General features: G+C 67.6%; 21 protein-coding genes and 1 pseudogene. 11 read left to right on the top strand and 11 right to left on the bottom strand.

The window, feature by feature from the left end:
• Nucleotides 1-81 precede the first annotated feature (81 nt).
• The gene (recR, locus tag B842_RS00900; protein ID WP_040084666.1) at nucleotides 82-738 is read left to right on the top strand and encodes a recombination mediator RecR; all 657 of its coding nucleotides are present in this window, start codon (nucleotides 82-84) and stop codon (nucleotides 736-738) included.
• On the opposite strand, the gene B842_RS00905 is transcribed toward recR, so the two are convergent.
• The 6 genes from B842_RS00905 to leuA all read right to left on the bottom strand — a co-directional run bounded on the left by B842_RS00905 (nucleotide 735) and on the right by leuA (nucleotide 7227).
• Nucleotides 735-1664, bottom strand: coding sequence for a cation diffusion facilitator family transporter (locus B842_RS00905; RefSeq protein WP_052437650.1), 930 nt, complete (start codon nucleotides 1662-1664; stop codon nucleotides 735-737). The two genes, recR and B842_RS00905, sit on opposite strands and share 4 nt — an antisense overlap.
• A complete protein-coding gene (locus B842_RS00910; RefSeq protein WP_040084667.1) occupies nucleotides 1661-2113 on the bottom strand; it encodes a transporter substrate-binding domain-containing protein in 453 nt (150 codons plus the stop codon). The genes B842_RS00905 and B842_RS00910 overlap by 4 nt, the downstream gene beginning before the upstream one ends.
• 48 nt (nucleotides 2114-2161) lie before the next feature.
• The gene (locus B842_RS00915) at nucleotides 2162-2917 is read right to left on the bottom strand and encodes a type 1 glutamine amidotransferase (RefSeq protein ID WP_040084668.1); all 756 of its coding nucleotides are present in this window, start codon (nucleotides 2915-2917) and stop codon (nucleotides 2162-2164) included.
• Nucleotides 2910-4187, bottom strand: a complete 1278-nt coding sequence (locus B842_RS00920; protein ID WP_040084669.1) for a Mur ligase family protein — start codon at nucleotides 4185-4187, stop codon at nucleotides 2910-2912. The genes B842_RS00915 and B842_RS00920 overlap by 8 nt, the downstream gene beginning before the upstream one ends.
• A gap of 15 nt (nucleotides 4188-4202) precedes the next feature.
• The gene (locus B842_RS00925) at nucleotides 4203-5261 is read right to left on the bottom strand and encodes an exonuclease domain-containing protein (RefSeq protein WP_040084670.1); all 1059 of its coding nucleotides are present in this window, start codon (nucleotides 5259-5261) and stop codon (nucleotides 4203-4205) included.
• 118 nt (nucleotides 5262-5379) lie between these two features.
• Complete coding sequence (leuA, locus tag B842_RS00930) at nucleotides 5380-7227, bottom strand: 2-isopropylmalate synthase (RefSeq protein WP_040084671.1); 1848 nt, start codon at nucleotides 7225-7227, stop codon at nucleotides 5380-5382.
• 767 nt (nucleotides 7228-7994) lie between these two features.
• Here leuA and B842_RS00935 point away from each other — a divergent pair.
• Nucleotides 7995-9080 (top strand): mannosyltransferase family protein, encoded by a 1086-nt coding sequence (locus tag B842_RS00935; protein ID WP_040084672.1) that lies wholly within the window; start codon nucleotides 7995-7997, stop codon nucleotides 9078-9080.
• Nucleotides 9081-9084: 4 nt separating this feature from the next.
• Here B842_RS00935 and B842_RS00940 read toward each other — a convergent pair whose 3' ends face one another.
• Complete coding sequence (locus B842_RS00940; protein WP_040084674.1) at nucleotides 9085-9939, bottom strand: DMT family transporter; 855 nt, start codon at nucleotides 9937-9939, stop codon at nucleotides 9085-9087.
• Nucleotides 9940-10068: 129 nt separating this feature from the next.
• On the opposite strand from B842_RS00940, the gene B842_RS00945 reads away from it, so the two are divergent.
• The 4 genes and pseudogenes from B842_RS00945 to B842_RS00960 all read left to right on the top strand — a co-directional run.
• Nucleotides 10069-11334: an aspartate kinase gene (locus B842_RS00945; RefSeq protein ID WP_040084675.1), complete on the top strand. Its 1266-nt coding sequence runs from the start codon at nucleotides 10069-10071 to the stop codon at nucleotides 11332-11334.
• 32 nt (nucleotides 11335-11366) lie between these two features.
• Nucleotides 11367-12398 (top strand): aspartate-semialdehyde dehydrogenase, encoded by a 1032-nt coding sequence (locus B842_RS00950; RefSeq protein ID WP_040084676.1) that lies wholly within the window; start codon nucleotides 11367-11369, stop codon nucleotides 12396-12398.
• A 447-nt stretch (nucleotides 12399-12845) separates the two neighbouring features.
• A complete protein-coding gene (locus B842_RS00955) occupies nucleotides 12846-14930 on the top strand; it encodes a YPDG domain-containing protein (protein WP_040084678.1) in 2085 nt (694 codons plus the stop codon).
• A 115-nt stretch (nucleotides 14931-15045) separates the two neighbouring features.
• Nucleotides 15046-15192, top strand: a pseudogene (locus tag B842_RS00960) (aspartate-semialdehyde dehydrogenase); the annotation flags it as partial.
• Nucleotides 15193-15369: 177 nt separating this feature from the next.
• On the opposite strand, the gene B842_RS00965 reads toward B842_RS00960, so the two are convergent.
• Nucleotides 15370-15918: an RNA polymerase sigma factor gene (locus B842_RS00965; protein WP_040084680.1), complete on the bottom strand. Its 549-nt coding sequence runs from the start codon at nucleotides 15916-15918 to the stop codon at nucleotides 15370-15372.
• 142 nt (nucleotides 15919-16060) lie between these two features.
• Between B842_RS00965 and B842_RS00970 the strand changes: the two genes are divergently transcribed.
• From B842_RS00970 to B842_RS13040, 5 genes are all read left to right on the top strand, one after another.
• Entirely contained in the window at nucleotides 16061-17611 is a 1551-nt protein-coding gene (locus B842_RS00970; RefSeq protein ID WP_040084682.1) for a catalase, read from the top strand.
• 66 nt (nucleotides 17612-17677) lie between these two features.
• A complete protein-coding gene (locus tag B842_RS00975) occupies nucleotides 17678-18202 on the top strand; it encodes a hypothetical protein (RefSeq protein WP_040084683.1) in 525 nt (174 codons plus the stop codon).
• 57 nt (nucleotides 18203-18259) lie between these two features.
• Nucleotides 18260-18880, top strand: coding sequence for a hypothetical protein (locus B842_RS13030; protein ID WP_052437651.1), 621 nt, complete (start codon nucleotides 18260-18262; stop codon nucleotides 18878-18880).
• Nucleotides 18881-18910: 30 nt separating this feature from the next.
• Complete coding sequence (locus tag B842_RS13035) at nucleotides 18911-19543, top strand: Ltp family lipoprotein (protein ID WP_052437652.1); 633 nt, start codon at nucleotides 18911-18913, stop codon at nucleotides 19541-19543.
• An 87-nt stretch (nucleotides 19544-19630) separates the two neighbouring features.
• Nucleotides 19631-20314 (top strand): Ltp family lipoprotein, encoded by a 684-nt coding sequence (locus B842_RS13040; RefSeq protein WP_052437653.1) that lies wholly within the window; start codon nucleotides 19631-19633, stop codon nucleotides 20312-20314.
• 91 nt (nucleotides 20315-20405) lie between these two features.
• Here B842_RS13040 and B842_RS00995 read toward each other — a convergent pair whose 3' ends face one another.
• From B842_RS00995 to B842_RS01005, 3 genes are read right to left on the bottom strand one after another with little or no spacing between them, the layout of a single operon-like run.
• On the bottom strand, nucleotides 20406-20759 hold the full coding sequence (locus tag B842_RS00995; RefSeq protein ID WP_052437654.1) for a Na+/H+ antiporter subunit G: 354 nt from the start codon (nucleotides 20757-20759) through the stop codon (nucleotides 20406-20408).
• A 2-nt stretch (nucleotides 20760-20761) separates the two neighbouring features.
• Nucleotides 20762-21034 carry a cation:proton antiporter gene (locus tag B842_RS01000; protein ID WP_040084685.1) on the bottom strand — a complete coding sequence of 91 codons (273 nt, stop codon included), beginning with the start codon at nucleotides 21032-21034 and terminating at the stop codon, nucleotides 20762-20764.
• Entirely contained in the window at nucleotides 21031-21450 is a 420-nt protein-coding gene (locus B842_RS01005; protein ID WP_040084686.1) for a monovalent cation/H+ antiporter subunit E, read from the bottom strand. Before B842_RS01005 ends, B842_RS01000 begins: the two co-directional genes overlap by 4 nt.
• Nucleotide 21451 lies beyond the last annotated feature (1 nt).

The following is a 21451-nucleotide window of genomic DNA, read 5'->3' on the forward strand; positions in this document are numbered from 1 at the left end:
GTGATTGTTCCACGCCCTGGTGGGTGGTGCAGGGTGGTCTGGCACTATCCTCGTATCGGATCATCGACGAAAGGCACGAGAGTGTTTGAAGGACCGCTGCAGGATCTCATCGACGAGTTGTCCCGTCTGCCGGGTGTCGGCCCGAAGAGTGCGCAGCGTATCGCGTTCCACCTGCTCGCCGTCGAACCGGACGACATCAACCGGCTCACCGCGGCCCTGGAGGCCGTGCGCGACGGCGTGACGTTCTGCCGCATCTGCTGCAACATCTCGCGTGAGGAGGTCTGCCGCATCTGCGCGGACTCCGGCCGCGACCGCGGCCTGATCTGCGTCGTCGAGGAGCCGAAGGACATCCAGGTCATCGAGCGGACCGGTGAGTACAACGGCCGCTACCACGTGCTCGGGGGAGCGCTGGATCCGCTGGCCAACGTCGGCCCGAAGGACCTGCACATCACGGAGCTCCTCCAGCGCATCGGCGGCGTGCTGCAGGACCGCGAGCTCGCGGACTCCACCCCGGACACCCCGCTTTTCGACGCCGCCCCCGACATCCACGAGGTCATCCTCGCCACCGACCCCAACACCGAGGGGGAGGCGACCGCCTCGTACCTGGCTCGTCTGCTCAAGGACTTCCCGGACCTGGTGGTCTCCCGCCTGGCGTCGGGCATGCCGCTGGGCGGCGACCTCGAGTTCGTCGACGAGCTGACGCTGTCCCGGGCGCTGAGCGGCCGACTGCAGATCTAGGGCATGCCCGTCAGGGACGGGACCGGGACGATGACGACGTCGTGGAGTTTCCAGTCGATGGACTCCACGGAGCGGCGCAGGCGATCCAGCTCGGACACCGTCGGATCCTGCCCGCGGTGGGGGACCACGAACAGTTCCACGTGGAACACGTGGCCTTGGTCACGCACGCGGGCGCGGGCGTCGGCGACCCAGGGGAAGGTGTGGGCGCGGGCCTCGGCGGCATCGATGAGGAAGTGGGGCTCGGAGTCGTCGAAACGCATGGCGCGTTCGTCGACGAGGTCGCCGACGGCGGCCTTGAGGTTGGTGATGCCGTCCCAGATGATCGACAGGGAGACCACGATCGCCGCGGCGGCGTCCATCCACCACAGCCCGACGCCGATGCCGAGGACGCCGATGATGGTGGCCAGGGCGGTGGTCCAGTCGGCTTTGAGCATGTCGGCGTCGGCACGCAGCAGTTTGTCGTGGAGCTGCTCCGCGAGCTTCAGTTTCATCCGGCCCAGGATGACGGGGGCGACGCCGGAGACGGCCATGACGGCGACCATGAGCCAGCCCGCCCAGATGTCGTGGCCGAACAGGACGGTGATGCCGATCGGCGGCCGCTCCTGCGCGATGAGCCCCGACGTCGAGGTGAACAGCAGCAGCCCACCCATGAACAGCAGTGCCGTCGCCGCGACGAGGTGCCCGACGCCGATGGCCCGGTGGTAGCCGTAGGGGAACTGCCCGCTCGGCGGGCGGCGGATGATGCGCACGGCGATGAGGAACGCGATCGGCGGCAGGAACGCCAGCATGTCCTCCAACCAGGCGGCGCGCATCGCCTGGGACTGCCCCGCGACGAGCCCGACGAGCGTGACGTTGACGGCGGTGGTGGCCAGGGTGATCCACTCGAGGCGGACCGCCTTCTGCAGGACCTGCTCTTCGGTGCTCACTGGATCTCACCGAACTCCCGCGCCAGGTGGCGCTCCAGATTGACCAGCAGCTCATTCTCGCCCAGGCGCACCCCCATGACCATCTTCTCCCCGGCGACCGTCTGGTACGGGCGGGTCAGGGCCATGGAGTCCATCCAGGGGGAGGAGGCGGTGAGCCCGCCGACGACGACGTCGACCTCACCCCGTCTCACCTTGTCGGCGAGGACGCTCTCGGGGCCTGCGGTCCACTCGATGTCCGCGTCGATGGAGTCGGCGAAGGAGGTGATGAGGTCCGCCTCGGAGCCGGTGACGCGGCCCTCGTCGTCGACGTGGGCCCAGGGCGGGTGCTCGGACACCCCGACGACGAGCGTGCCGCCCGACGCCCGGTCGAAGGTGCCCTCGACGTCGACCGGCAGGGCCGTGCAGCCGACGAGCAGGAGTGCGAGGGGGAGAGGGAGGAGGACACGCACCGGGACTCCTTTCCATAAGGGAAAGCGAAAGTGAGTCCCAGGCTACTCCTAGCGGAGGCGTTCCAGCCGGAGACGGTCGACGACGGCGATCTCCAGGGGCTCCAGCGCGTCCAGCTCCACGCCCATCGCGCGGGCGAGCAGTAGATCCGCGAGCTGCGGGTTGCGGGCCAGGACGGGGCCGTGCATGTACGTGGCGATGACGCTGCCCTGCACCGCGCCCTCGGCGAAGCGCTGGCGGGTGCCGTCGTCGACGTCGTCGGCGGCCGCGGCGACGTCGCAGTTGCCGGTGCCGCGGGTGACGCGGCCGAGAGGCTCGGCACCCGGGCCCAGCAGGGTGGCGCCGAGGTGGTTCTCGAAGCCGGTGAGAGGCTCCGTCAGCTCCGCGGTGATGCCGGCGCGGGTGGGCGTCGACGCGACCTCGCCGATCGCGCGGGACTGGAGCCCGATGGTGGTGGCGTCGATGAGCCCGAGGCCGTCGACGATGCGGCCACCGGCGCGGAAGGACTCGCCGAGCACCTGCAGGCCGGCGCAGACCCCGAGGACCGGGCGGCCGGCCCAGGCGGCGCGGGTGAGGCCGCCGTCGGCGATGAGGTGTTCCGCCGCGAGGATCTGGGCGGTGTCCTCGCCGCCGCCGAGGCAGTAGACGTCGAGGGACTCGGGGACGGCCTCGCCGAGGCGGACGGGCAGGATCTCGGCGGTGATGCCGCGCATGCGGGCGCGCTGGCGCAGGACCAGGGCGTTGCCGTCGTCGCCGTAGGTGCCCAGGACGTCGGGAAGCACGAGTCCGATGGTCAGCTCAGCCACGGTGGGTCTCCTTCTGCAGGGCGGCCTTCAGGTCACGGAAGGCGGTGTAGTTGGCCAGCACCTCGATGCGCCCGGGCGGGCAGGCGAGGACGGCCGAGAGGGGGTCGGGGACGAGTTCGTGCCCGATGTCGGCGTAGGTGAGCCGTACGGCGAGGTCGGTGCCCCGCTCGCCGGCGGCCTTGACCACCAGTCCCTCGAAGTCCTCGAAGGCGACGTCCCACAGCCAGGACAGGTCCTCACCGTCGGCGACCTGGCCGTTGACGGCGATGACCAGCCCGTCGGCGGAGCGGTCCACCATCGACAGCGCCTCCTGCCAGCCGGCGGGGTTCTTGGCCAGCAGCAGGTGGATGTCCCGCTCGCCGAGGCGGATGGTGGAGTAGCGGCCGGCGACGTTGTCGACGGACTCGGCGGCCGCGACGGCGTCGGTGAGCGGGACGCCGAAACCCTCGACGGCGGCGGCGATCGCCTGCGTCGCGTTGCCGCGGTTGGCGCGACCCGGCAGCTTGAGGGAGAGCGCGGAGGACCCGTGCGGGGACTCCAGACCGGAGTCGGTGATGGTCCAGGTGGGGGTGGGGCGGCGGAAGGGGCGGCCGTCGGGAAGCGGCTTGACGGCCCACCAGTCCTCCGCCTCGCGGACGACGTGACCCCCGGTGCGGGGGCAGGACACGGAGTCGCCGGTCCAGCCGGCCCCGGCGGACACCCAGATGACGTTCGGGGCGTCGTAGGCGACGGACGTCATGAGTACGTCGTCGCAGTTCGCGATGACGAGCATGTCCGGGTGGGCCGTGACCGCGCGGCGCAGGGCACGCTCGATCTTGTTGATCTCCCCGACGCGGTCCAGCTGGTCGCGGGTGAGGTTGAGCAGCACCATCACCTCGGGGCGCAGACGCTCCGCGACGGCGGGGACGTGGAGCTCGTCGACCTCGAGGACGATGTGGGAGGCGTCCTTACCGGCCAGGAGGGCGGAGATGATGCCGGCGTCCATGTTGTCGCCGCCGTCGTTGGTGGCGACGCTGAATCGGGAGCGCATGGCCGCGGCCAGCATCCGCGTGGTCGTGGACTTGCCGTTCGTGCCCGTGACGAGCACGGCCGGGCGTCCACGGCCCAGGTTCTCCATGATGGTGGGGTCGATGGCGTTGGCCACCAGGCCGCCGATCATGCCACCGGCACCGCGGCCGGTGAGACGGGAGGCGGTGGTGGCCAGCTGTGCGGCGGTGGTGGCCGCCCTCGATCGCAGGCGGCGCAGGACACCGGAACGTGGGGAACTCATGCCACCACAGTAGTCCTAGCGTCGCGGACGGCTCTGCACCTGCTCGACCGCGTCGAGGAACTCGGTGTCGGTGAGCAGCGGGATGCCCTTGCGTACCGCGTGCATAGCCTTGCCCCGCAGGTCAGCGGTGTCGTTGCACACGACGACGCTGGTGGTGCGGGTCAGCTTCTCCGAGTAGACGAGTTCCGCCTTCACGCACTCCGCGATGAGGATGTCGGGGTCGAGCTCCACCTCGGGGGCGACGACGACCTCCATGCCGCGGACGAGGTGGCGGCCCGGGACGTGCACACCCGGGTTGGGGTGGGGGCGGGGTGCCTCCATCGCGTCGACGCGCACGTGGGAGCGCTGCAGTCCGAAACGGTCGGCGCGCAGGTCGCCGGGGGCGGACTCGGCGAGCACGGCGTCGTCACTGTGGGCCCGCAGTTCGAAGAACACGTCGATGAGCAGGTCGTTGGTCTCCCGGGTCGTCTCGTGCTCCGGGCGGCGGGCCCGCTCGACGGTGGCGACGGGGGAGGGGGCGTCCATGCCCAGCGCCAGGGCCAGGCCGCCGAGGCGGGTGTCCTCCAGGGGGATGCGCCGACGACGGGCGGTGGCGAGCGTGTCGACGATCGCCAGCGGCTTCGGCACGTGCCCCACGCGTTGGCGACGACGCCCGCGTCCCCGTCCCCGTCCCCGGGAACGGTTGGAGCGGGCGGCGGCGTTCATCGCACGCCGGGCCTCGGCGACGATGAACCCCCACACGCGGGGGGCGTTGTGGACGATGAGCGTGCGGTCGTCGAGAAGCCTGTCGAGGGTCTTGAGGACGGAGGAGAAGCGCTGCCCCGCCGCGACCTCCTCGTGGGTCAGCCCGTGGTAGTGGTGCGGGCCCGGATCGGAGCCGGGGTTGAGGACGGTGTGGAACTCCTCGCCGATCTCCCCGTCCTCGTCGAAGGTCAGGACGTCGACGGCCACCAGGCGGGCGGTCGACGGATGGATCCCCGTGGCCTGGACCGTCAGAGCGACGAAGGGGAACGCCGGCTCGACGGCAGGCGGGGTCTCAGCTGCGGAATCGCCGTGGTCTGGGGTCGTGGTCATTGTTCAGAGTCTAGTGCCTCTCCTGCGGGGACTGTGCTGGTAGGGGCCGGTAGGGGCGGTGAGATACGGAAGGAGGGGAGTGCGCGGCCGCGCACTCCCCTCCCGTGACTCAGGCGGTCTAGACGCCGCCGGCCAGCACGGAGGCCTCGACCTTGATGGCACGGTTGACCGCGGAGGTCAGTGCCTTGATGGAGGCGCGGGTGATGGAGCCCGCGATACCGACGCCCCAGGCGGCGGAGCCGTTGACCGTGGCGTAGATGTAGCAGGCGGCCTCGGCGTCATCGCCCGAGGAGCGGGCCTGCTGGGAGTAGAACTGGACCTCCGCGTCGATGCCCAGCTGCTCCAGGGCGTTGGCGTAGGCGGCGACGGGGCCGTTGCCGGTGCCGGTGATCTCCTTCTCGGAGCCCTTGTGGATGACGGTGGCGGTGACGGTGGCCTCGTCGGTGTCGGTCTCGGCGTTGACGATGCGGATGGAGACCTCCTCCACCGGCTCGGTGACATCCAGGTACTCGGTGGCGAAGACGTCCCACATCTCCTTGGAGTTGACCTCTCCGCCCTCGGAGTCGGTGATCGCCTGGACGACGGAGGAGAACTCGGCCTGCATCTGACGCGGCAGGTTGATGCCGTGATCCGTCTTCATGATGTAGGCGACGCCGCCCTTACCGGACTGGGAGTTGACGCGGATGACGGCCTCGTAGTCGCGGCCGACGTCCTTCGGGTCGATGGGCAGGTAGGGAACCTCCCAGACGGCCTTGCCCAGCTCCTCCCAGGTGACCTCGGTGTTGTTGGCGCCCGGCTTGACCTTGGCGGCCATGGCGTCGAGGCCCTTGTTGACGGCGTCCTGGTGGGAGCCGGAGAAGGCGGTGAAGACCAGGTCGCCGCCGTAGGGGTGACGCTCCGGGACTCGCAGCTGGTTGCAGTACTCGACGGTGCTGCGGATCTGGCGGATGTCGGAGAAGTCGATCTGCGGGTCGACGCCCTGGGTGAGCATGTTCAGGCCCAGGGTGACCAGGCAGACGTTACCGGTGCGCTCACCGTTGCCGAACAGGCAGCCCTCGATGCGGTCGGCGCCGGCCAGGTAGCCCAGCTCGGCGGCGGCGACGCCCTCACCACGGTCGTTGTGGGGGTGCAGCGACAGGATGACGGAGTCACGGCGGTCCAGGTTGCGGTGCATCCACTCGATGGAGTCGGCGTAGACGTTCGGGGTGATCATCTCGACGGTGGACGGCAGGTTGATGTTGATCGGGTTGTCCGGGGTGGGCGCCATGACCTCGATGACGGCGTTGCAGACCTCGAGGGCGAACTCCAGCTCGGTGCCGGTGAAGGACTCCGGGGAGTACTGCCAACGCCAGTTGGTGCCCGGGTAGTCCTGGGCGATGGTCTGGATCAGCTCGGCGGCGTCGACGGCCAGCTGCTTGATGGCCGGCTTATCCTTGCGGAACACGACGCGGCGCTGCAGCTCGGAGGTGGAGTTGTAGAAGTGGACGATGACGTTCTTCGCGCCCTCGCACGCCTCGAAGGTGCGGCGGATCAGGTGCTCACGGGCCTGGACCAGGACCTGGATGGTGACGTCCTCCGGGATCATGTCCTGCTCGATGATCTCGCGGACGAAGTCGAAGTCGGTCTGGGAGGCGGACGGGAAACCAACCTCGATCTCCTTGTAGCCCATCTGCACCAGCAGGTTGAACATGCGGCGCTTGCGTTCCGGGCTCATCGGGTCGATGAGCGCCTGGTTGCCGTCACGCAGGTCGACCGCACACCACTGCGGGGCGGCGGTGATCTTCTTGTCCGGCCAGGTGCGGTCCGGCAGAACGATGTCCTCGACGGCCTCGGCGAAGGGGCGGTAGCGGTGTACCGGCATGGAGGAGTTGCGCTGCTTGTTCCAGAAGGGCTGGCCCTCGCGGCGCGGTCCGTCCGGGGTGCGGATCTCGGAGGGGGCGGAGATGAAGGAGTCGTTCGGGGACATGAGTTTCCTTTTCGGGTCTGTCTGTGGCTGCGGACTACCAGGGGCCGACAACGGCCTTCACTGTAGTAGCCTGCGAGGTCTCACCGCTGATGAATGGGCTATTCAGCGGGAGCAGCGACCGGCAACACCAAACTCCGCGACGGGGTGCCGGTCGCTTCGTTACTGGACCTGGGACCCGCCGCGGCGAAGAAGAAGGAGGTTCGCGCGGGAGAACATGCTGTGAAGTCTACACACTCCCTCCCCCGGCGCAACGCAGTTTTGTGAAGAAACGTGAAAAGCCCTGCTCCACGGCATCGACCCCCGTCGCACCGGGGTGCGACGGGGGTCGGTATCGAGTTCCGGACGGGCCCTAGAAGTGCGAGCTGATGGTCCGGAACGGCCAGGTGACCCAGCCGAACAGGAACTGGAACGGTGAGACGATCCAGTTGATGATCTCGGTTGATCCGTGCATGTCGCTGTTCCTTTCTCTCGATTGATGAACCACACCTAATGCTACTGGAGGGGTAGGTCGAGGTCCATACTTTTTCACTTGGAGAAGGGTGGCAACAAGGGCGTGGATTCATCCCTTGTTCACAGCCGGAATCTGTAACACAATGCGGGTGCTCCCGGATCAGCCCAGGGAGCTGAGGAAGGGAACCGCGTCGACGATCGAGGAGGCGAGGCCGTCGAGAAGCAGGAAGAAGGGAAGAGGGATGACGCTGAGCATGAGATCTCCTGGTGTCGGGGGTGTTTCCCACCAGCGTAGCGCGGATCCGCAGTGGTTACGGGTGCTTGTCGACGCCATCCTGGTGTTCACCCTCGGCGCCGCCTTCCGCGTCGCTGTGCTCGGGCTTCTCGCCCGCGCCAACGACGACTCCCTCTCGGGGCTGCTGAACAAGTGGGACGCGCAGTACTACCTCGCGATCGCGGAGCAGGGCTACTTCCGGGCCGACATCGGCACCGACGTGCCGGTCCACGAACGCACCCTCGCCTTCTTCCCCGGCTACCCGGGGCTGGTGCGGCTGGTCCACGAGCTGACGCACCTGGACTACGATGTGTCGGCGGCGCTGGTCAACCTCGTCGCCGGGGTCGCCATGACGGCCGGCGTGATGGTGCTCGCCCAGCGGATGGGGGCGGGGCGGGGCGCGCAGATCGGGGCGGCCGTCGTGGTGTCCTCCGCCCCGATGGCCATCACCTACTCCATGCCCTACAGTGAGGCGCTCTTCGGGGCGCTGGCGGTGTGGTCGCTCGTCGCGTTCCTCGACCGGCGCTGGTGGTGGGCCGCCGGCCTCGTGCTGCTCCTGGGGTTCACCCGGCTGACGGCGGTCACCATGATCGGCGTGTTCGCGCTGGCGGTGCTGCGGCACGCGCGCCGGGACCGGCGGGCGTGGCTGGCGTTGGCACTGACCCCGTGGTCGCTGCTGGGCTACCTCACCTGGGCGAGCAGCCACACGATCGCGCAGGGCGGCTACTTCGGCATCCAGGAGGCGGGCTGGGACTCCGGCTTCGACTTCGGCCGGGCCACCGTCACGTGGGTGTGGGAGGTGCTGACCACGGGTGACGAGGGCGGCTACCTGCTCACGGTCGGCGTGATGCTCGCGGCGGTGGGGGCGCTGCCTCTCGCCTGGCGGCGCGTGCCGTGGGAGGTGTGGTGGTTCGCCGCGGCACTCCTGGCGACGGTGCTGCTGTCCGACGGGATCATGCACTCCCGCCCGCGCCTCCTGCTGCCGGCGGTGATCCTGCTGCTGCCGTGGGTGATCCGGGGCGTCGAGAAGCTCCCGCCGCGGTTGACGGTGCCCCTCGGCGCGGCGTGGGTGCTGTTCGGCGCGTGGTATTCCGCCTACATGCTGGCCGTCTTCGAGTGGGCGATCTGAGGGGCTAGGAGACGCCCCTGCGGGACAGCACGACGGTGGCGGCGAGCATCGCCAGGAAGGCGACGGCCATGAACAGCCAGCCGGAGACGGTGGACACCTGGAACTTCTCGCCGAGGACGAGGTAACCGAGGCTGAACGCCACGACGGGTTCGGAGATCGTCATGGCGGGCAGGGAGTTCTTCAGCGCCCCGGCGTTGAAGGAGTACTGCTGGACGATCGTGCCCAGGGTCGCGCCGATGATGAGGCCGTAGGTCTCCCAGTTGGTGATGATCGCCCACACTCCACCGTGGACGAAGATGTCCACGAAGGCCTTGCTCAGCACCGCGACGTAACCGAAGAGAGCGCCGGTGACGATGCCCAGCAGCAGCGCCTTCTCCCGGCGGATCTGCCGTTGCGCGAACCGTTCCAGCGAGACGAGCACCACCACGCCGACCGCCAGGGCCGGTAGCCACCGTTCCAACGGGGGCTGCGGATCGCCGGGCAGGGGACGGCCGAGCATGACCAGGACGGTGACGCCCACGGTGAGCACCCCCGCCCAGAAGAGTTCGTGGCCGGAGATGCGGCGGCCGTCGTAACGCGCGGCCAGCGGCAGGGTGAACATCAGGGAGAGCACGAGGATCGGCTGGACCACCAGCAGGGTGCCGAACGCCAGCGCCACCACCTGCAGCCCGTAGCCGAGGAGGGCGGTGCCGGTGCCCGCCCACCACAGGGGACGGCTGATCGCGTTCCAGAAGGGGGAACCCTTGAGGGAGCCGTCGGCGGGGGCCTCCTCCGCGATGCGGTGGCGCACCACGGTTCCCCACGCGATGGTGAGGGCGGAGGCCAGTGCGAACAGCACGGCCAGCAGATTGCTGTGCACCTCATCCACCTTAGTGAACGGGGGCCTTTCCGCAGGGCCGGGACCCGCCCACTCGACTACTCGGACGACCCCGGCTCCGGGTACGATGAAGCAGAACTTTGGCACCCCAGACGAAAGGCGGCCTACACGGTGGCTCTGATCGTTCAGAAATATGGAGGCTCCTCCCTGGAGACCGCGGAGCGGATCCGCGCTGTCGCCGAACGGATCGTCGCCACGAAAAAGGCCGGCAACGACGTCGTCGTGGTCTGCTCCGCGATGGGCGACACCACGGACGAACTCCTGGACCTCGCCGCCCAGGTGAACCCGGTTCCGCCGGCCCGTGAGATGGACATGCTGCTCACCGCGGGTGAGCGCATCTCCAACGCGCTGGTCGCGATGGCGATCTCCTCGCTCGGCGCGAAGGCGCAGTCCTTCACCGGCTCGCAGGCCGGTGTGCTCACCACCGAGCGTCACGGCAACGCCCGCATCGTCGACGTCACCCCGGACCGCGTCCGCGAGGCGCTGGACGAGGGCAACATCTGCATCGTCGCCGGTTTCCAGGGCATCAACAAGGACACCCGCGACGTCACCACCCTGGGTCGTGGCGGTTCCGACACCACAGCGGTGGCCCTGGCGGCGGCGCTCAACGCCGACGTGTGCGAGATCTACTCCGACGTCGACGGCGTCTACACCGCCGATCCGCGCATCGTCCCGAACGCGCAGAAGCTCGAGAAGCTCTCCTTCGAGGAGATGCTCGAGCTGGCGGCCGTCGGTTCGAAGATCCTGGTGCTGCGTGCCGTCGAGTACGCACGTGCCTTCAATGTTCCCCTGCGAGTTCGCTCGTCTTACAGCAATGACACCGGCACCCTGATCGCCGGTTCGATGGAGGATATCCCCGTGGAAGAAGCAGTTCTCACTGGCGTTGCCACCGACAAGTCCGAGGCCAAGGTCACCATCCTGGGTATTCCCGACAAGCCGGGCGAGGCGGCCACCGTCTTCCGCGCCGTCGCGGACGCGGAGATCAACATCGACATGGTCCTGCAGAACGTCTCCTCCCTGGAGGACGGCACGACCGACATCACCTTCACCTGCCCGCGTGCCGACGGCCCCCGCGCCATCGAGCTGCTCAAGAAGATGCAGGCGAAGAGCGGCTGGTCCAACGTGCTCTACGACGACCAGGTGGGCAAGGTCTCCCTCGTGGGTGCCGGCATGAAGTCCCACCCGGGCGTCACCGCCGACTTCGCCGAGGCGCTCCGCGACGCCGGCGTGAACATCGAGCTAATCTCCACCTCGGAGATCCGCATCTCGGTGCTCACCCGCGAGGCCGACCTGGACGCCGCCGCCCGTGCCCTGCACGAGAAGTTCGAGCTCGGCGGCGACGCCGAGGCCACCGTCTACGCCGGCACCGGCCGCTAGACAATCCCTTCCACAGAGGAGCTTTCACTCTCATGACCACCATTGCTGTCGTCGGTGCCACCGGCCAGGTCGGCCGCGTGATGCGCTCGATCCTGGAGGAGCGCAACTTCCCGGCCGACAAGGTCCGTTTCTTCGCGTCCCCGCGCTCCGCGGGCACCGTCATCGAGTTCCGCGGTGAGGACATCACCGTCGAGGACCTCACCCAGATCACCCCGGAGTCCGTCAAGGACGTCGACATCGCCCTCTTCTCCGCCGGTGGTTCCACCTCCCGTGAGTGGGCCCCGGTCTTCGCCGAGGCCGGCGCGACCGTCATCGACAACTCCTCCGCCTGGCGCAAGGACGACGAGGTCCCGCTCGTCGTCGCCGAGGTCAACGGCGAGGAGGCGAAGAACCCGTCCAAGGGCATCGTCGCCAACCCGAACTGCACCACCATGGCCGCCATGCCGGTGCTCAAGCCGCTGCACGACGCCGCCGGCCTCATCCGCCTGCATGTCTCCTCCTACCAGGCCGTCTCCGGCTCCGGCCTCGCCGGTGTGGAGACCCTGGCGAAGCAGACCGCCGAGCTCGGTGAGGACAACGTCAAGCTGGTCCATGACGGTTCCGTCGAGGCCCCCGCCGACCTGGGTCCCTACGTCGCCCCCATCGCGTTCAACGCCCTGCCGCTGGCCGGCGCGCTGGTCGATGACGGCTCCCTGGAGACGGATGAGGAGCAGAAGCTGCGCAACGAGTCCCGCAAGATCCTGGACATCCCGGGTCTGCGCGTCGCCGGCACCTGCGTCCGCGTGCCGGTGTTCACCGGTCACACCCTGACCATCCACGCCGAGTTCGAGCGTCCGATCACCGTCGACGAGGCCAAGGCCCTGCTCGCCGACGCCCCGGGTGTCGAGCTTGTCGACGTCCCGACCCCGCTGGAGGCCGCCGGCAAGGACACCTCCCTGGTCGGCCGTATCCGCCAGGACCAGTCCGTCGACGACAACAAGGGCCTCGTGCTCGTCGTCTCCGGTGACAACCTGCGCAAGGGCGCGGCGCTGAACACGGTGCAGATCGCGGAGCTGCTGGTGTAGTCCACCGCCTCCACTGATATCGGGCCCCTCACCATGTTGTGGTGAGGGGCCCGTTCTTGTCGGTGGTCTGGTAGGGGAGGCCTTCATTCTGTCCAGACAATTCTTGTGGTGTCCTGGGGCGTCGGCATGCGGCGTCGGGCGGGTATCGGCGTTCCCGTTCCTCGTTTGGCGGTTCACTGCCGGACAATGGAGGATTTTCTCAGGAACAGGGATCCCTGCTGATCTCGTATTTCGCCCCGGAACTCCGCTGGACGCTCAGCTTGTCCCCAGAATTGGGGTCTTTCCGCAGCGAATTGTGAGGAAATGTTGCGGGAGCCGTGAAATGTAGGTGCAATTGACCCGTGTCATAACTCAGTAGATATGAATGCTGAGCCTCCTTGATGGCCTGGGTGACCACCGGTTCGCCGGCAACGCCCACGTCACACGACAACTGATTGAGGACGGACTATGAGTCTCAAGAAGAAGGTCACTGCAGTCGTCTCTGCAGTGGCCATGGCGTTCGGAGGTGTCGCGGTCGCGACCAGCCCCGTCGCCGCTCAGGAGCCCGAGCAGGGCAACCTCACCGACGCCTGCAAGATCGACTTCAACGCCGTGGGTGAGCTGGACACCAGCAAGGCGACCGATGTGGGTTCGCTCGAGGGTTTCCTGGTCAACACCAGCCCGAACGAGTACGGTGACGCCGGCGCGGCCGCCCAGCACTGGAAGTACAAGACCGGGGACTGGCAGAACTTCAACTGGCGTATCCCGTTCGGCACCGCCGAGCCGCTCCAGAACGCCCAGCTGACGGTGACCCTCCCCGAGGGCTTTGAAGTTGCGCAGCGTGATGAAAATAACCTGATCTACGACAGCGATGTGCTCGTCTACTTCTCCGTGGAGAAGAACCCTGACTACGGTGTGGCGAACGCCCGCTCCAACGGTGGTTACATCACCGACAGCTCCACCAACACAGGTTCTCCGGAGTCCGAGCAGCACCGCAAGAAGTGGAACAACGTCATCGTGTCCACGAACTCCGCGGGCCAGACCACCGTCACCGGTGACATCGGGCGTTTCGATGCCGGCGAGCATTCTGTCCTGCAGATTGAGGTCACCCCGAAGGCGGACTTCGTTCTCGGACCGGTGAGCACCCTCAAGGTGAACATCACCGCTGACCGTGCCTGCGCCATCGACGGCCGCGCCTTCAACGACACCGATGCTGACGGTGTCTGGGATGCGGGCGAGCTGCCGCGTCCGGGTGTGCCGGTCTACCTCATCAACGCTGCGGGCGAGATCGTCCAGCAGACGGTGACCAACCACACCGGCCAGTACCGTTTCGGCGAAGTCGACATGGACACCTACACCGTCCACTTCGAGCGTCCGGAGGCTCTGCCGGGATACATCTTCACCCAGGGCCCGGACTCCCACGTCGACGCTGAGGGTGTCGCTGGTCCGATGATCTTCGACAATGACACCCCGCAGTTCGGTACCGACCGCGAGTTCCGCGGCGTGAACGCAGGTATCGCCCGCGTGGAGGGCCAGCCCTCCTACGACGATTCCTACACCAGCCCCGGTACCCCGGTGGAGGTCAACCAGACCGGTGACCCGTTCGTCCCGGCTGGTTCCGAGTACTCCATCGATGAGGGAACTGTTCCGGCCGACTGGACCGTCGAGATTGACAAGAACACCGGTCGCCTGACCGTCACCCCGCCGGCTGATGCACAGCCGCGTGAGAACCACGAGATCGGCGTCGTCATCACGCTGCCCAACGGTGACGTCTACGCTGAGACGACCGCCCGCGTCGAGGTCGACGCCCGGATCGTGCGCTTCTACATCAACGACGACGGTGACCTGATCGTCGTCTGGAACTACAACGGTTCCGACGGCCAGCCGTACGAGGAGAACCTCGGCAACGTCAAGGGTGAGCCGGGTGAGCAGGGAGCGCCGGGTAAGCCGGGTACTCCGGGCCAGGACGGCATCAGCATCGTCAAGACCGAGATCATCAACGGTGAACTGTGGATCACCTACAGCGATGGCCGCGAGGAGAACGTCGGCAAGGTCATCGGTGAGGACGGCAAGGACGGTATCGACGGCTCCTCCGCAATCGTGGCAGGTTCCTCCGCTCTCCTGACCGGCTCCTCTGCACTGCTGGGCTCCTCCGTGGATGACGAGGGTGATGAATCCTCCTCGTTCCTGGGTTCCTCCGCTGACGGCACCGGTCAGGGTGGCTCCTCCGACGCACGTTGCGTCCAGGCCGCCGCCACCGTCGGCATCCCCCTGCTGGCTCTCCTGCCGATCGGTCTGGCCACCCAGGTGAATATCCCGGGTCTGTCCCCGCTGGTCGCTGACGCCCAGGCACAGCTGCAGTCCTTCAACACGGACATTCAGCAGCAGTCCGGTATCCACGACCCGAACACCTCCCGCTTCATGGCTCAGGTCAACGCTGAGCTGCAGAAGCACGGTGCAACCGTGGGACAGGCAGTGGGTGCTGCTGCACTGCTCACCATCGGTGGTCTCGCCGGCAAGTACCTCTACGACAGCTGCGTGCCGCGCGGCTAGTTTCCGCCTCGGCTGATCACAATCGTCCGTCCCTCCCACTGGAGGGGCGGACGATTTTTCTTCTGGTGAGGACCGTGTGTTGTGGACCGCGTTCGTTTCTGAACGCCCCGGCCTCTACGCGCTCGACGTCCCCACTCCGCTGGAGGTCGTCGGCAAGGACACCTCCCTGGTCAGCCGTATCCGTCAGGATCAGTCCATCGACGACAACAAGGGCCTGGCCCTGGTTGTCTCCGGTGACAACCCGCGCGAGGATGCGGCGTGAACATCGGTCAGGTCGCTGGCGCAGCTGTGTTGCTGACCGTCGGTTGTCTGGCGCTCAAGCACGTCGTGGACAACTGCCTCCCGGCTTAAGTCCCTGACGTCTCTGCCGGCTGCCGGCAGTGAGGCGCAACGCCCGAGCTCCCTTCGGGGAGGGCGGGCGTTGCCGCGTTTCGGGGGGTCAGCTGGACTCGATGAGGTCCTTGCGGGCGCGGGCCACGCGGGAGCGGATTGTGCCGATGCGGACGCCGGCGATCTTCGCGGCCTCCTCGTAGGTGTAGCCGAGGACCTGGGTGAGGATGAGGGCCTCGCGGCGTTCCTCGGGGAGGGCGTCGATAAGCGTGCGGACGTCGATCCACTCGGACCAGGAGGCGGCGTTCGCGCCCTCCACCGGGGTGGTGGCGGCGGCGTCCTCGTACTCGGTGATGGACTTGCGGGGGCGGGCCATGTCGTGGCGGATGTTGTCCACCCACACGCGTCGCGCGAGGGACAGGAGCCACGTGCGTGCCGAGGAGCGGGCGGCGAAGCGGGGGAGTGCGCCCATGACGCGGAGGTAGGTCTCCTGCGTGAGGTCGTCGGCGATGTCGCGGCCGCCCAGGTGGGCGAGGAGGCGCCATACGTCGTCCTGGGTGGCGCGGATGAACTCCGTGAGCGCCGCGCGGTCACCGCGTCCGGCACGTAGTGCCAGGTCGGTGACGCGAGCGTCTTCGTGGGCGGAGTGCTTGGTCACGGATACAGACGTTACCAGGGCAAACGGCGGGGATCGCTTTCGATGGGTACGGTGAGGGTTGCACGGGTCACAATATGGGTCTAGACTATGAACCAGCGGCCACCGATAGGTGGAATGAATTATCAATCCAGAAAGAGGAGCCATGAGCGACCAGAACTCCAAGGCCAACGAGATCGTCGAGCGCGGACTGCGTCCCAAGGTCACCGGCACCACCACCCGCCACAACGGCGCGCCGGTTCCGTCCGAGAACATCTCCGTCACCGCGGGCCCGCAGGGCCCCAACATTCTCAATGACATCCACCTCATCGAGAAGCTCGCGCACTTCAACCGTGAGAATGTCCCGGAGCGCATCCCCCACGCCAAGGGCCACGGTGCCTTCGGCGAGCTCCACGTCACCGCCGACGTATCCCGGTACACCAAGGCGAAGCTGTTCCAGCCGGGCACGGTCACCCCGATGGGCATCCGCTTCTCGACGGTCGCCGGCGAGAAGGGCTCCCCGGACACCTGGCGCGACGTGCACGGCTTCGCCCTGCGCTTCTACACCGAGGATGGCAACTACGACATCGTCGGCAACAACACCCCGGTGTTCTTCCTTCGCGACGGCGTGAAGTTCCCGGACTTCATCCACTCCCAGAAGCGTCTCGGCCGCAACGGCCTGCGTGACGCCGACATGCAGTGGGACTTCTGGACCCGCACCCCGGAGTCCGCGCACCAGGTCACCTACCTCATGGGCGACCGCGGCACCCCGACCACCACCCGTCACATGAACGGCTACGGCTCCCACACCTTCCAGTGGGTCAACGAGGCCGGCGAGGCCTTCTGGGTGAAGTACCACTTCCTCTCCCGTCAGGGCGTGGAGAACTTCACCGCCGCCGAGGCCGAGGAGATGGCCGGCAAGAACGCCGATCACCACCGTCAGGACCTCTACGAGGCCATCGAGCGCGGCGACTATCCCGTCTGGGACGTCAAGGTGCAGATCATGCCGTTCGAGGACGCCGAGAAGTACCGCTGGAACCCCTTCGACCTGACCAAGACCTGGTCCAAGAAGGACTACCCGCGTATCGACGTCGGCCACTTCATCCTCAACCGCAACCCGCGCAACCACTTCGCGCAGATCGAGCAGATCGCCCTCGACCCGGGCAACATCGTCCCGGGCATCGGCCTGTCCCCGGACCGCATGCTCCAGGCCCGCGTCTTCGCGTACGCCGACCAGCAGCGTTACCGCATCGGACCGAACTACCGTGACCTGCCGGTGAACCGTCCGCTCAACGACGTCAACACCTACAGCAACCGCGGCCCGATGGCGTACTTCTTCGACGACGAGGACCAGCCGACCTACTCGCCGAACCGCTACGACAAGGGCGCCGGCTACCTGGACAACGGCGAGGACTCCTCCTCCAACCACCAGTCCTACGGTCAGGCCGCCGACATCTACGTCAACCCGGACCCGCACGGCACCGATCTGGTCCGCGCCGCCTACGTCAAGCATCCCGAGGACGATGACTTCGGCCAGGCCGGAACCCTCTACCGTGAGGTGCTCGACGACGCCGCCAAGCAGCGTCTCGCCGAGAACATCGCCGGTGCCATGCAGGGCGTCTCCGAGGGGACGGAGCAGCGCGTCTACGAGTACTGGACCAATGTCGACCCGAACCTGGGTGAGGCAGTGAAGGCGGAGTACGCCAAGCTGAAGTAGTTTCCCACCCGCACCCGTCAGCCCCGGAAGCCCCCGCTTCCGGGGCTGACGTGCCACGATGGGGGTATGCGCCCCCTCATCGTCTGTGTGCTCGGAACCGCCCTGCTGCTGGGTGGGTGCGCCTCCGACGGGACAGATCCCGTGGTGATCACCGTGACGGAGGTGGAGACGGTGACCCCGGACGTCGGTACGCAGGCGGACCGTGCCTTCCGGGACCATGCGCCGCTGCCGGAGTCGGGGCTGATCGCCATCCTCCGGGAGGAGGGTTTCGGCGAGGAGGAGGCGCGGCAGGCCGTGGCGGAACTGAACGTCGACTGGGTGGAGCAGGCGGGGGAGACCATCCGGCAGGACGGCGGCGACCTGTCGCTGTCCCGGGTGGAGATGGAGTACTGGCTGCAACGCGCGGGCTACACCGCGGAGGAGTCGCAGCAGGCGGTCGCCCTCGCCGCCGTCGACTGGCGTGACAACGCCCGGCGGGCGGCACGGGAGACCCGGGAACACGAGGGCCTCACCCACGAGGCCATCCGGGAGCGGCTCCTCCAGCGCGGTTTCACCCCGGAGGAGGTCGCGGGGGCGATGTCACACCTGTAGCGGGGGAAGGGTTTGCATTCCGCGGAAACTGCGCCTCTGACGTGCCAGTATGAAGGTATGCGCCCCCTCTGCCTCCTGCCCGTGATCATCCTGCTGGTGAGCGCCTGCGCCCAGCCGGAGCCCGGACCCACGCCGACGGTGACGGTCACGACGTCGGCAAGTGAGGAGCACGGCGGCACCCGGTCCCCGGACCCGACCACCCCGAATCCGACCACCACGCACGAGACCACCGCACAGACGGAAGACTTCGCCCGGGAGCGTGCCCGCGAGCTCCTCAACAACGAGATCTACTCCGCGCTGGGACTCGAGCTGGATCTCATCGGCGAGGGATTCAGCCGCGAGGATGCCCGCCGGGCCGTCGACTCCCTCGACGTCGACTGGCGGGAGCAGGCCGCCCTGGCGGTCGGGGAACTCAGCATGTTCACCATGAACTCCCGCGTCGGGATGATGAACGACCTCCAGGCCGGCGGCTTCACCCGGGAGGAGGCACAGTACGGCGTCGACAACGTGTACGTCGACTACTACGAGAAGGCACACGCGATGGCCCACTACCTGTCCTACAACATGGACTACGTGCTGTTCGAGGACATCCGCCAGCTCCTCATCGACGAACACGGCTTCCTGCCGGAGGAGGCGGACTGGGCGATCGAGAACCTGCACCCCGACGCCGTGGGCTGAGCGCACGGCCCCGACCCCAGGACGAATGACATGAAGCGTGCCCTGACCCTCCTGCCCGTGACGATCCTGCTGCTGGGCGCCTGCACCCAGACCGGGCCCACCCCGCCACCCGCGCCGACGGAGACGGAGACCGTCACGGTGAGCGTGACCCCGGACATACCGTGGGTCCCGGAACGCCCGACCCCGGAACCCACCACCCCCGGGGAGATCATCACGCAGTCCCGGGACTTCGCCCGGGCGCGGGCCCGTGAACTCAACACCCAGGAGATCCACTCCGTGACCAGCCTCGAGTTCGCGCTCGTCAGCGAGGGCATCAGCCGGGAGGACGCCCGCTGGGCCGCCGACTCCCTCGACGTCGACTGGAACCAGAACGCCGTCCGGGCGGTCAGGGAACTCGACAGGGTGACCACGAACTCCCGCGTCGGGATGCTTCGTGACCTCAAGGCCCGCGGCTTCACCCAGGATGAGGCGCACTACGGGATCGACAACTCGTGGATCAACTACCACGACAACGCCCTGCAGACCGCCTACCAGCTGCACCAGTCCACGGAGGAGGGCATGCTCTACGAGGAGATCCGGCACGGCCTCATCGAGTGGTACGGCTTCCTCCCCGAGGAGGCCGACTGGGCCATCGACAACATGTACCCCCACGCCGTGGGCTGAGCACGCCTGTTCGTACCCGGTGCGTGACGTGTCGGTGGCAGGGAGGAAGATGAGGATCCGCCTTCCCGAACCGAAGAAAGAGTACTCATGGTCACACCCCTCCGCGCCGGCATCCTGCTCGCCGCCACCTCCCTGACGCTGGCATCCTGCGCCTCCGAGCCCGAGATCGTCACGGTCACCGAGACCGTCACCGCCTCGCCGGAGAAGTCCACGGTGACGTCGACACGCAGCACGACGAGCAGCGCCACCCCGGAACCCGCGACGGATACCGCGACGGAGCCCCGGGAAACCACCACCGAGACGACCACGACTCCGACCACCACCCGGGCGGCCGCGGCAGACGGGACGCCGCGCGAATTCCGCGCCGCCGTGGACAAGGCCGTGAGTTACAACTCGACGTCCGGATTCTCAAAGCAGGGTCTCTACGAACAGCTGCTCTACGAGGGGTTCCCGGAGGCGGCGGCCCAGTACGGGGTCGACAACGTCTCAGCTGACTGGTCGAACAATGCGCTGCGGACGGCGGAGAGCTACAACTCCATGTCCGGATTCTCGCGACAGGGGCTCCACGATCAGCTCATCTACGAGGGTTTCACCGCTGAGCAGGCCCAGTACGGGGTCAACAACGTGCAGGCGGACTGGTCCGCCAATGCGCTGCGCACGGCGAACAGCTATCTCCAGACCTCCGCCTTCTCGGACGCGGGGCTCTACGATCAGCTCCTCTACGAGGGTTTCACCCCTGAGCAGGCCTCCTACGCCCTGGCGAACCTCTGAGTGGTTGAGGGGGTATTCGACTCGGGGAATCAATCAGGTGGCGCCGACGCAGCACTCGATCAATTCCCTGAGTCGAATACCCCCTTCCTCTCTAGACCGTCTCCGTGCCCTGCTGGTAGGCGCGTTCCTCGGCGTGGATGGCGTCGACGACGGTGACGCCGTAGATCGACCTGCCCAGGTAGTAGGAACCGACGGACCCGACGATCCACACCCCGGCGATGGACAGCACCGCACGCACCGTGTCGTTGGCGTCGAAGCCGCTGGTGGACCAGTCGATGATCAGCTTGCCCGTCACCAGCAGCGGGAACGCCACGCCGACGACCGGGCCCATGAGGTTGACGCGGGTGAGCGCGTCCGGGGCACGCCACATCGCGACTGCGGTGGTCACCACCATGAGGGTGGCCAGCACCACGAGGACGGAGACGAAGATCTCTGCGACACTCATGCTTATCGACGCCCCCTCGAGATGATCCGTGCCATCGACAGGGTGGGGAGCACGCCGCCGGCGATCGCCGCCAGCAGTGCCACCTCGTAGCCGATGGACGTGGCGTTGGTGAGGGTCCACGTGAGGAAGATGCAGACCATCGAGTAGAAGATCAGGTCACTGATCACGGCCTTCGTGATCACGTCGCGGGTCCGCAGAATAAGGACGAGGCCGGACACGAGCGCGAGCGTCATGACGGCGATGCACACGGCGAGGAGCCATTCGAAGGGGGTCACCGGTTCTTCTCCTTCCGGCTGGTGGGGTACGCGTAGAACCTGGGGTCCAGCGAGGTGGCGGGACCCTGTCCGGGCACGCCGTGGTCGATGTCGCGGACGCGGGGCGCCAGACGGGCCTCCATGTCGGCCAGGTCGGCGACGACCCCGGCCGGGTCAGAACCGAAGGCGGCCTGGACGAGCAGGATCCGCGGCTGGCCCTCCTCCGCCGGCTCACGCAGACCGAGCGAGAGCGTCGACGGGGTGGCGGTGATGGCGGTGGTGAACCAGAAGATCTCCCACTCGGAGGTCACCCGCAGCGGGTAACGCACCACGACCGGGTCGTATCCGGCGTCAGGGCGGAAACCCGCCCACGCCACCTGGAAACCGGCGACGAAGATCTCCTTGATCCACCAGGGGATGAACAGCAGTACGTGCATG

The sequence above is a fragment of the Corynebacterium humireducens NBRC 106098 = DSM 45392 genome, from assembly GCF_000819445.1.
GTDB lineage: Bacteria > Actinomycetota > Actinomycetes > Mycobacteriales > Mycobacteriaceae > Corynebacterium > Corynebacterium humireducens.

Bases quoted from the DNA above. Each gene is read 5' to 3' on its own strand.
- B842_RS00995 (WP_052437654.1), bottom strand. From the start codon at position 20,759: ATGAGTGTCGCAGAGATCTTCGTCTCCGTCCTCGTGGTGCTGGCCACC.
- B842_RS13030 (WP_052437651.1), top strand. From the start codon at position 18,260: ATGCGCCCCCTCTGCCTCCTGCCCGTGATCATCCTGCTGGTGAGCGCC.
- B842_RS13040 (WP_052437653.1), top strand. From the start codon at position 19,631: ATGGTCACACCCCTCCGCGCCGGCATCCTGCTCGCCGCCACCTCCCTG.
- B842_RS01005 (WP_040084686.1), bottom strand. From the start codon at position 21,450: ATGCACGTACTGCTGTTCATCCCCTGGTGGATCAAGGAGATCTTCGTC.
- B842_RS00950 (WP_040084676.1), top strand. From the start codon at position 11,367: ATGACCACCATTGCTGTCGTCGGTGCCACCGGCCAGGTCGGCCGCGTG.
- B842_RS00955 (WP_040084678.1), top strand. From the start codon at position 12,846: ATGAGTCTCAAGAAGAAGGTCACTGCAGTCGTCTCTGCAGTGGCCATG.
- B842_RS00925 (WP_040084670.1), bottom strand. From the start codon at position 5,261: ATGACCACGACCCCAGACCACGGCGATTCCGCAGCTGAGACCCCGCCT.
- B842_RS13035 (WP_052437652.1), top strand. From the start codon at position 18,911: ATGAAGCGTGCCCTGACCCTCCTGCCCGTGACGATCCTGCTGCTGGGC.
- B842_RS00975 (WP_040084683.1), top strand. From the start codon at position 17,678: ATGCGCCCCCTCATCGTCTGTGTGCTCGGAACCGCCCTGCTGCTGGGT.
- leuA (WP_040084671.1), bottom strand. From the start codon at position 7,227: ATGTCCCCGAACGACTCCTTCATCTCCGCCCCCTCCGAGATCCGCACC.
- B842_RS00920 (WP_040084669.1), bottom strand. From the start codon at position 4,187: ATGAGTTCCCCACGTTCCGGTGTCCTGCGCCGCCTGCGATCGAGGGCG.
- B842_RS00970 (WP_040084682.1), top strand. From the start codon at position 16,061: ATGAGCGACCAGAACTCCAAGGCCAACGAGATCGTCGAGCGCGGACTG.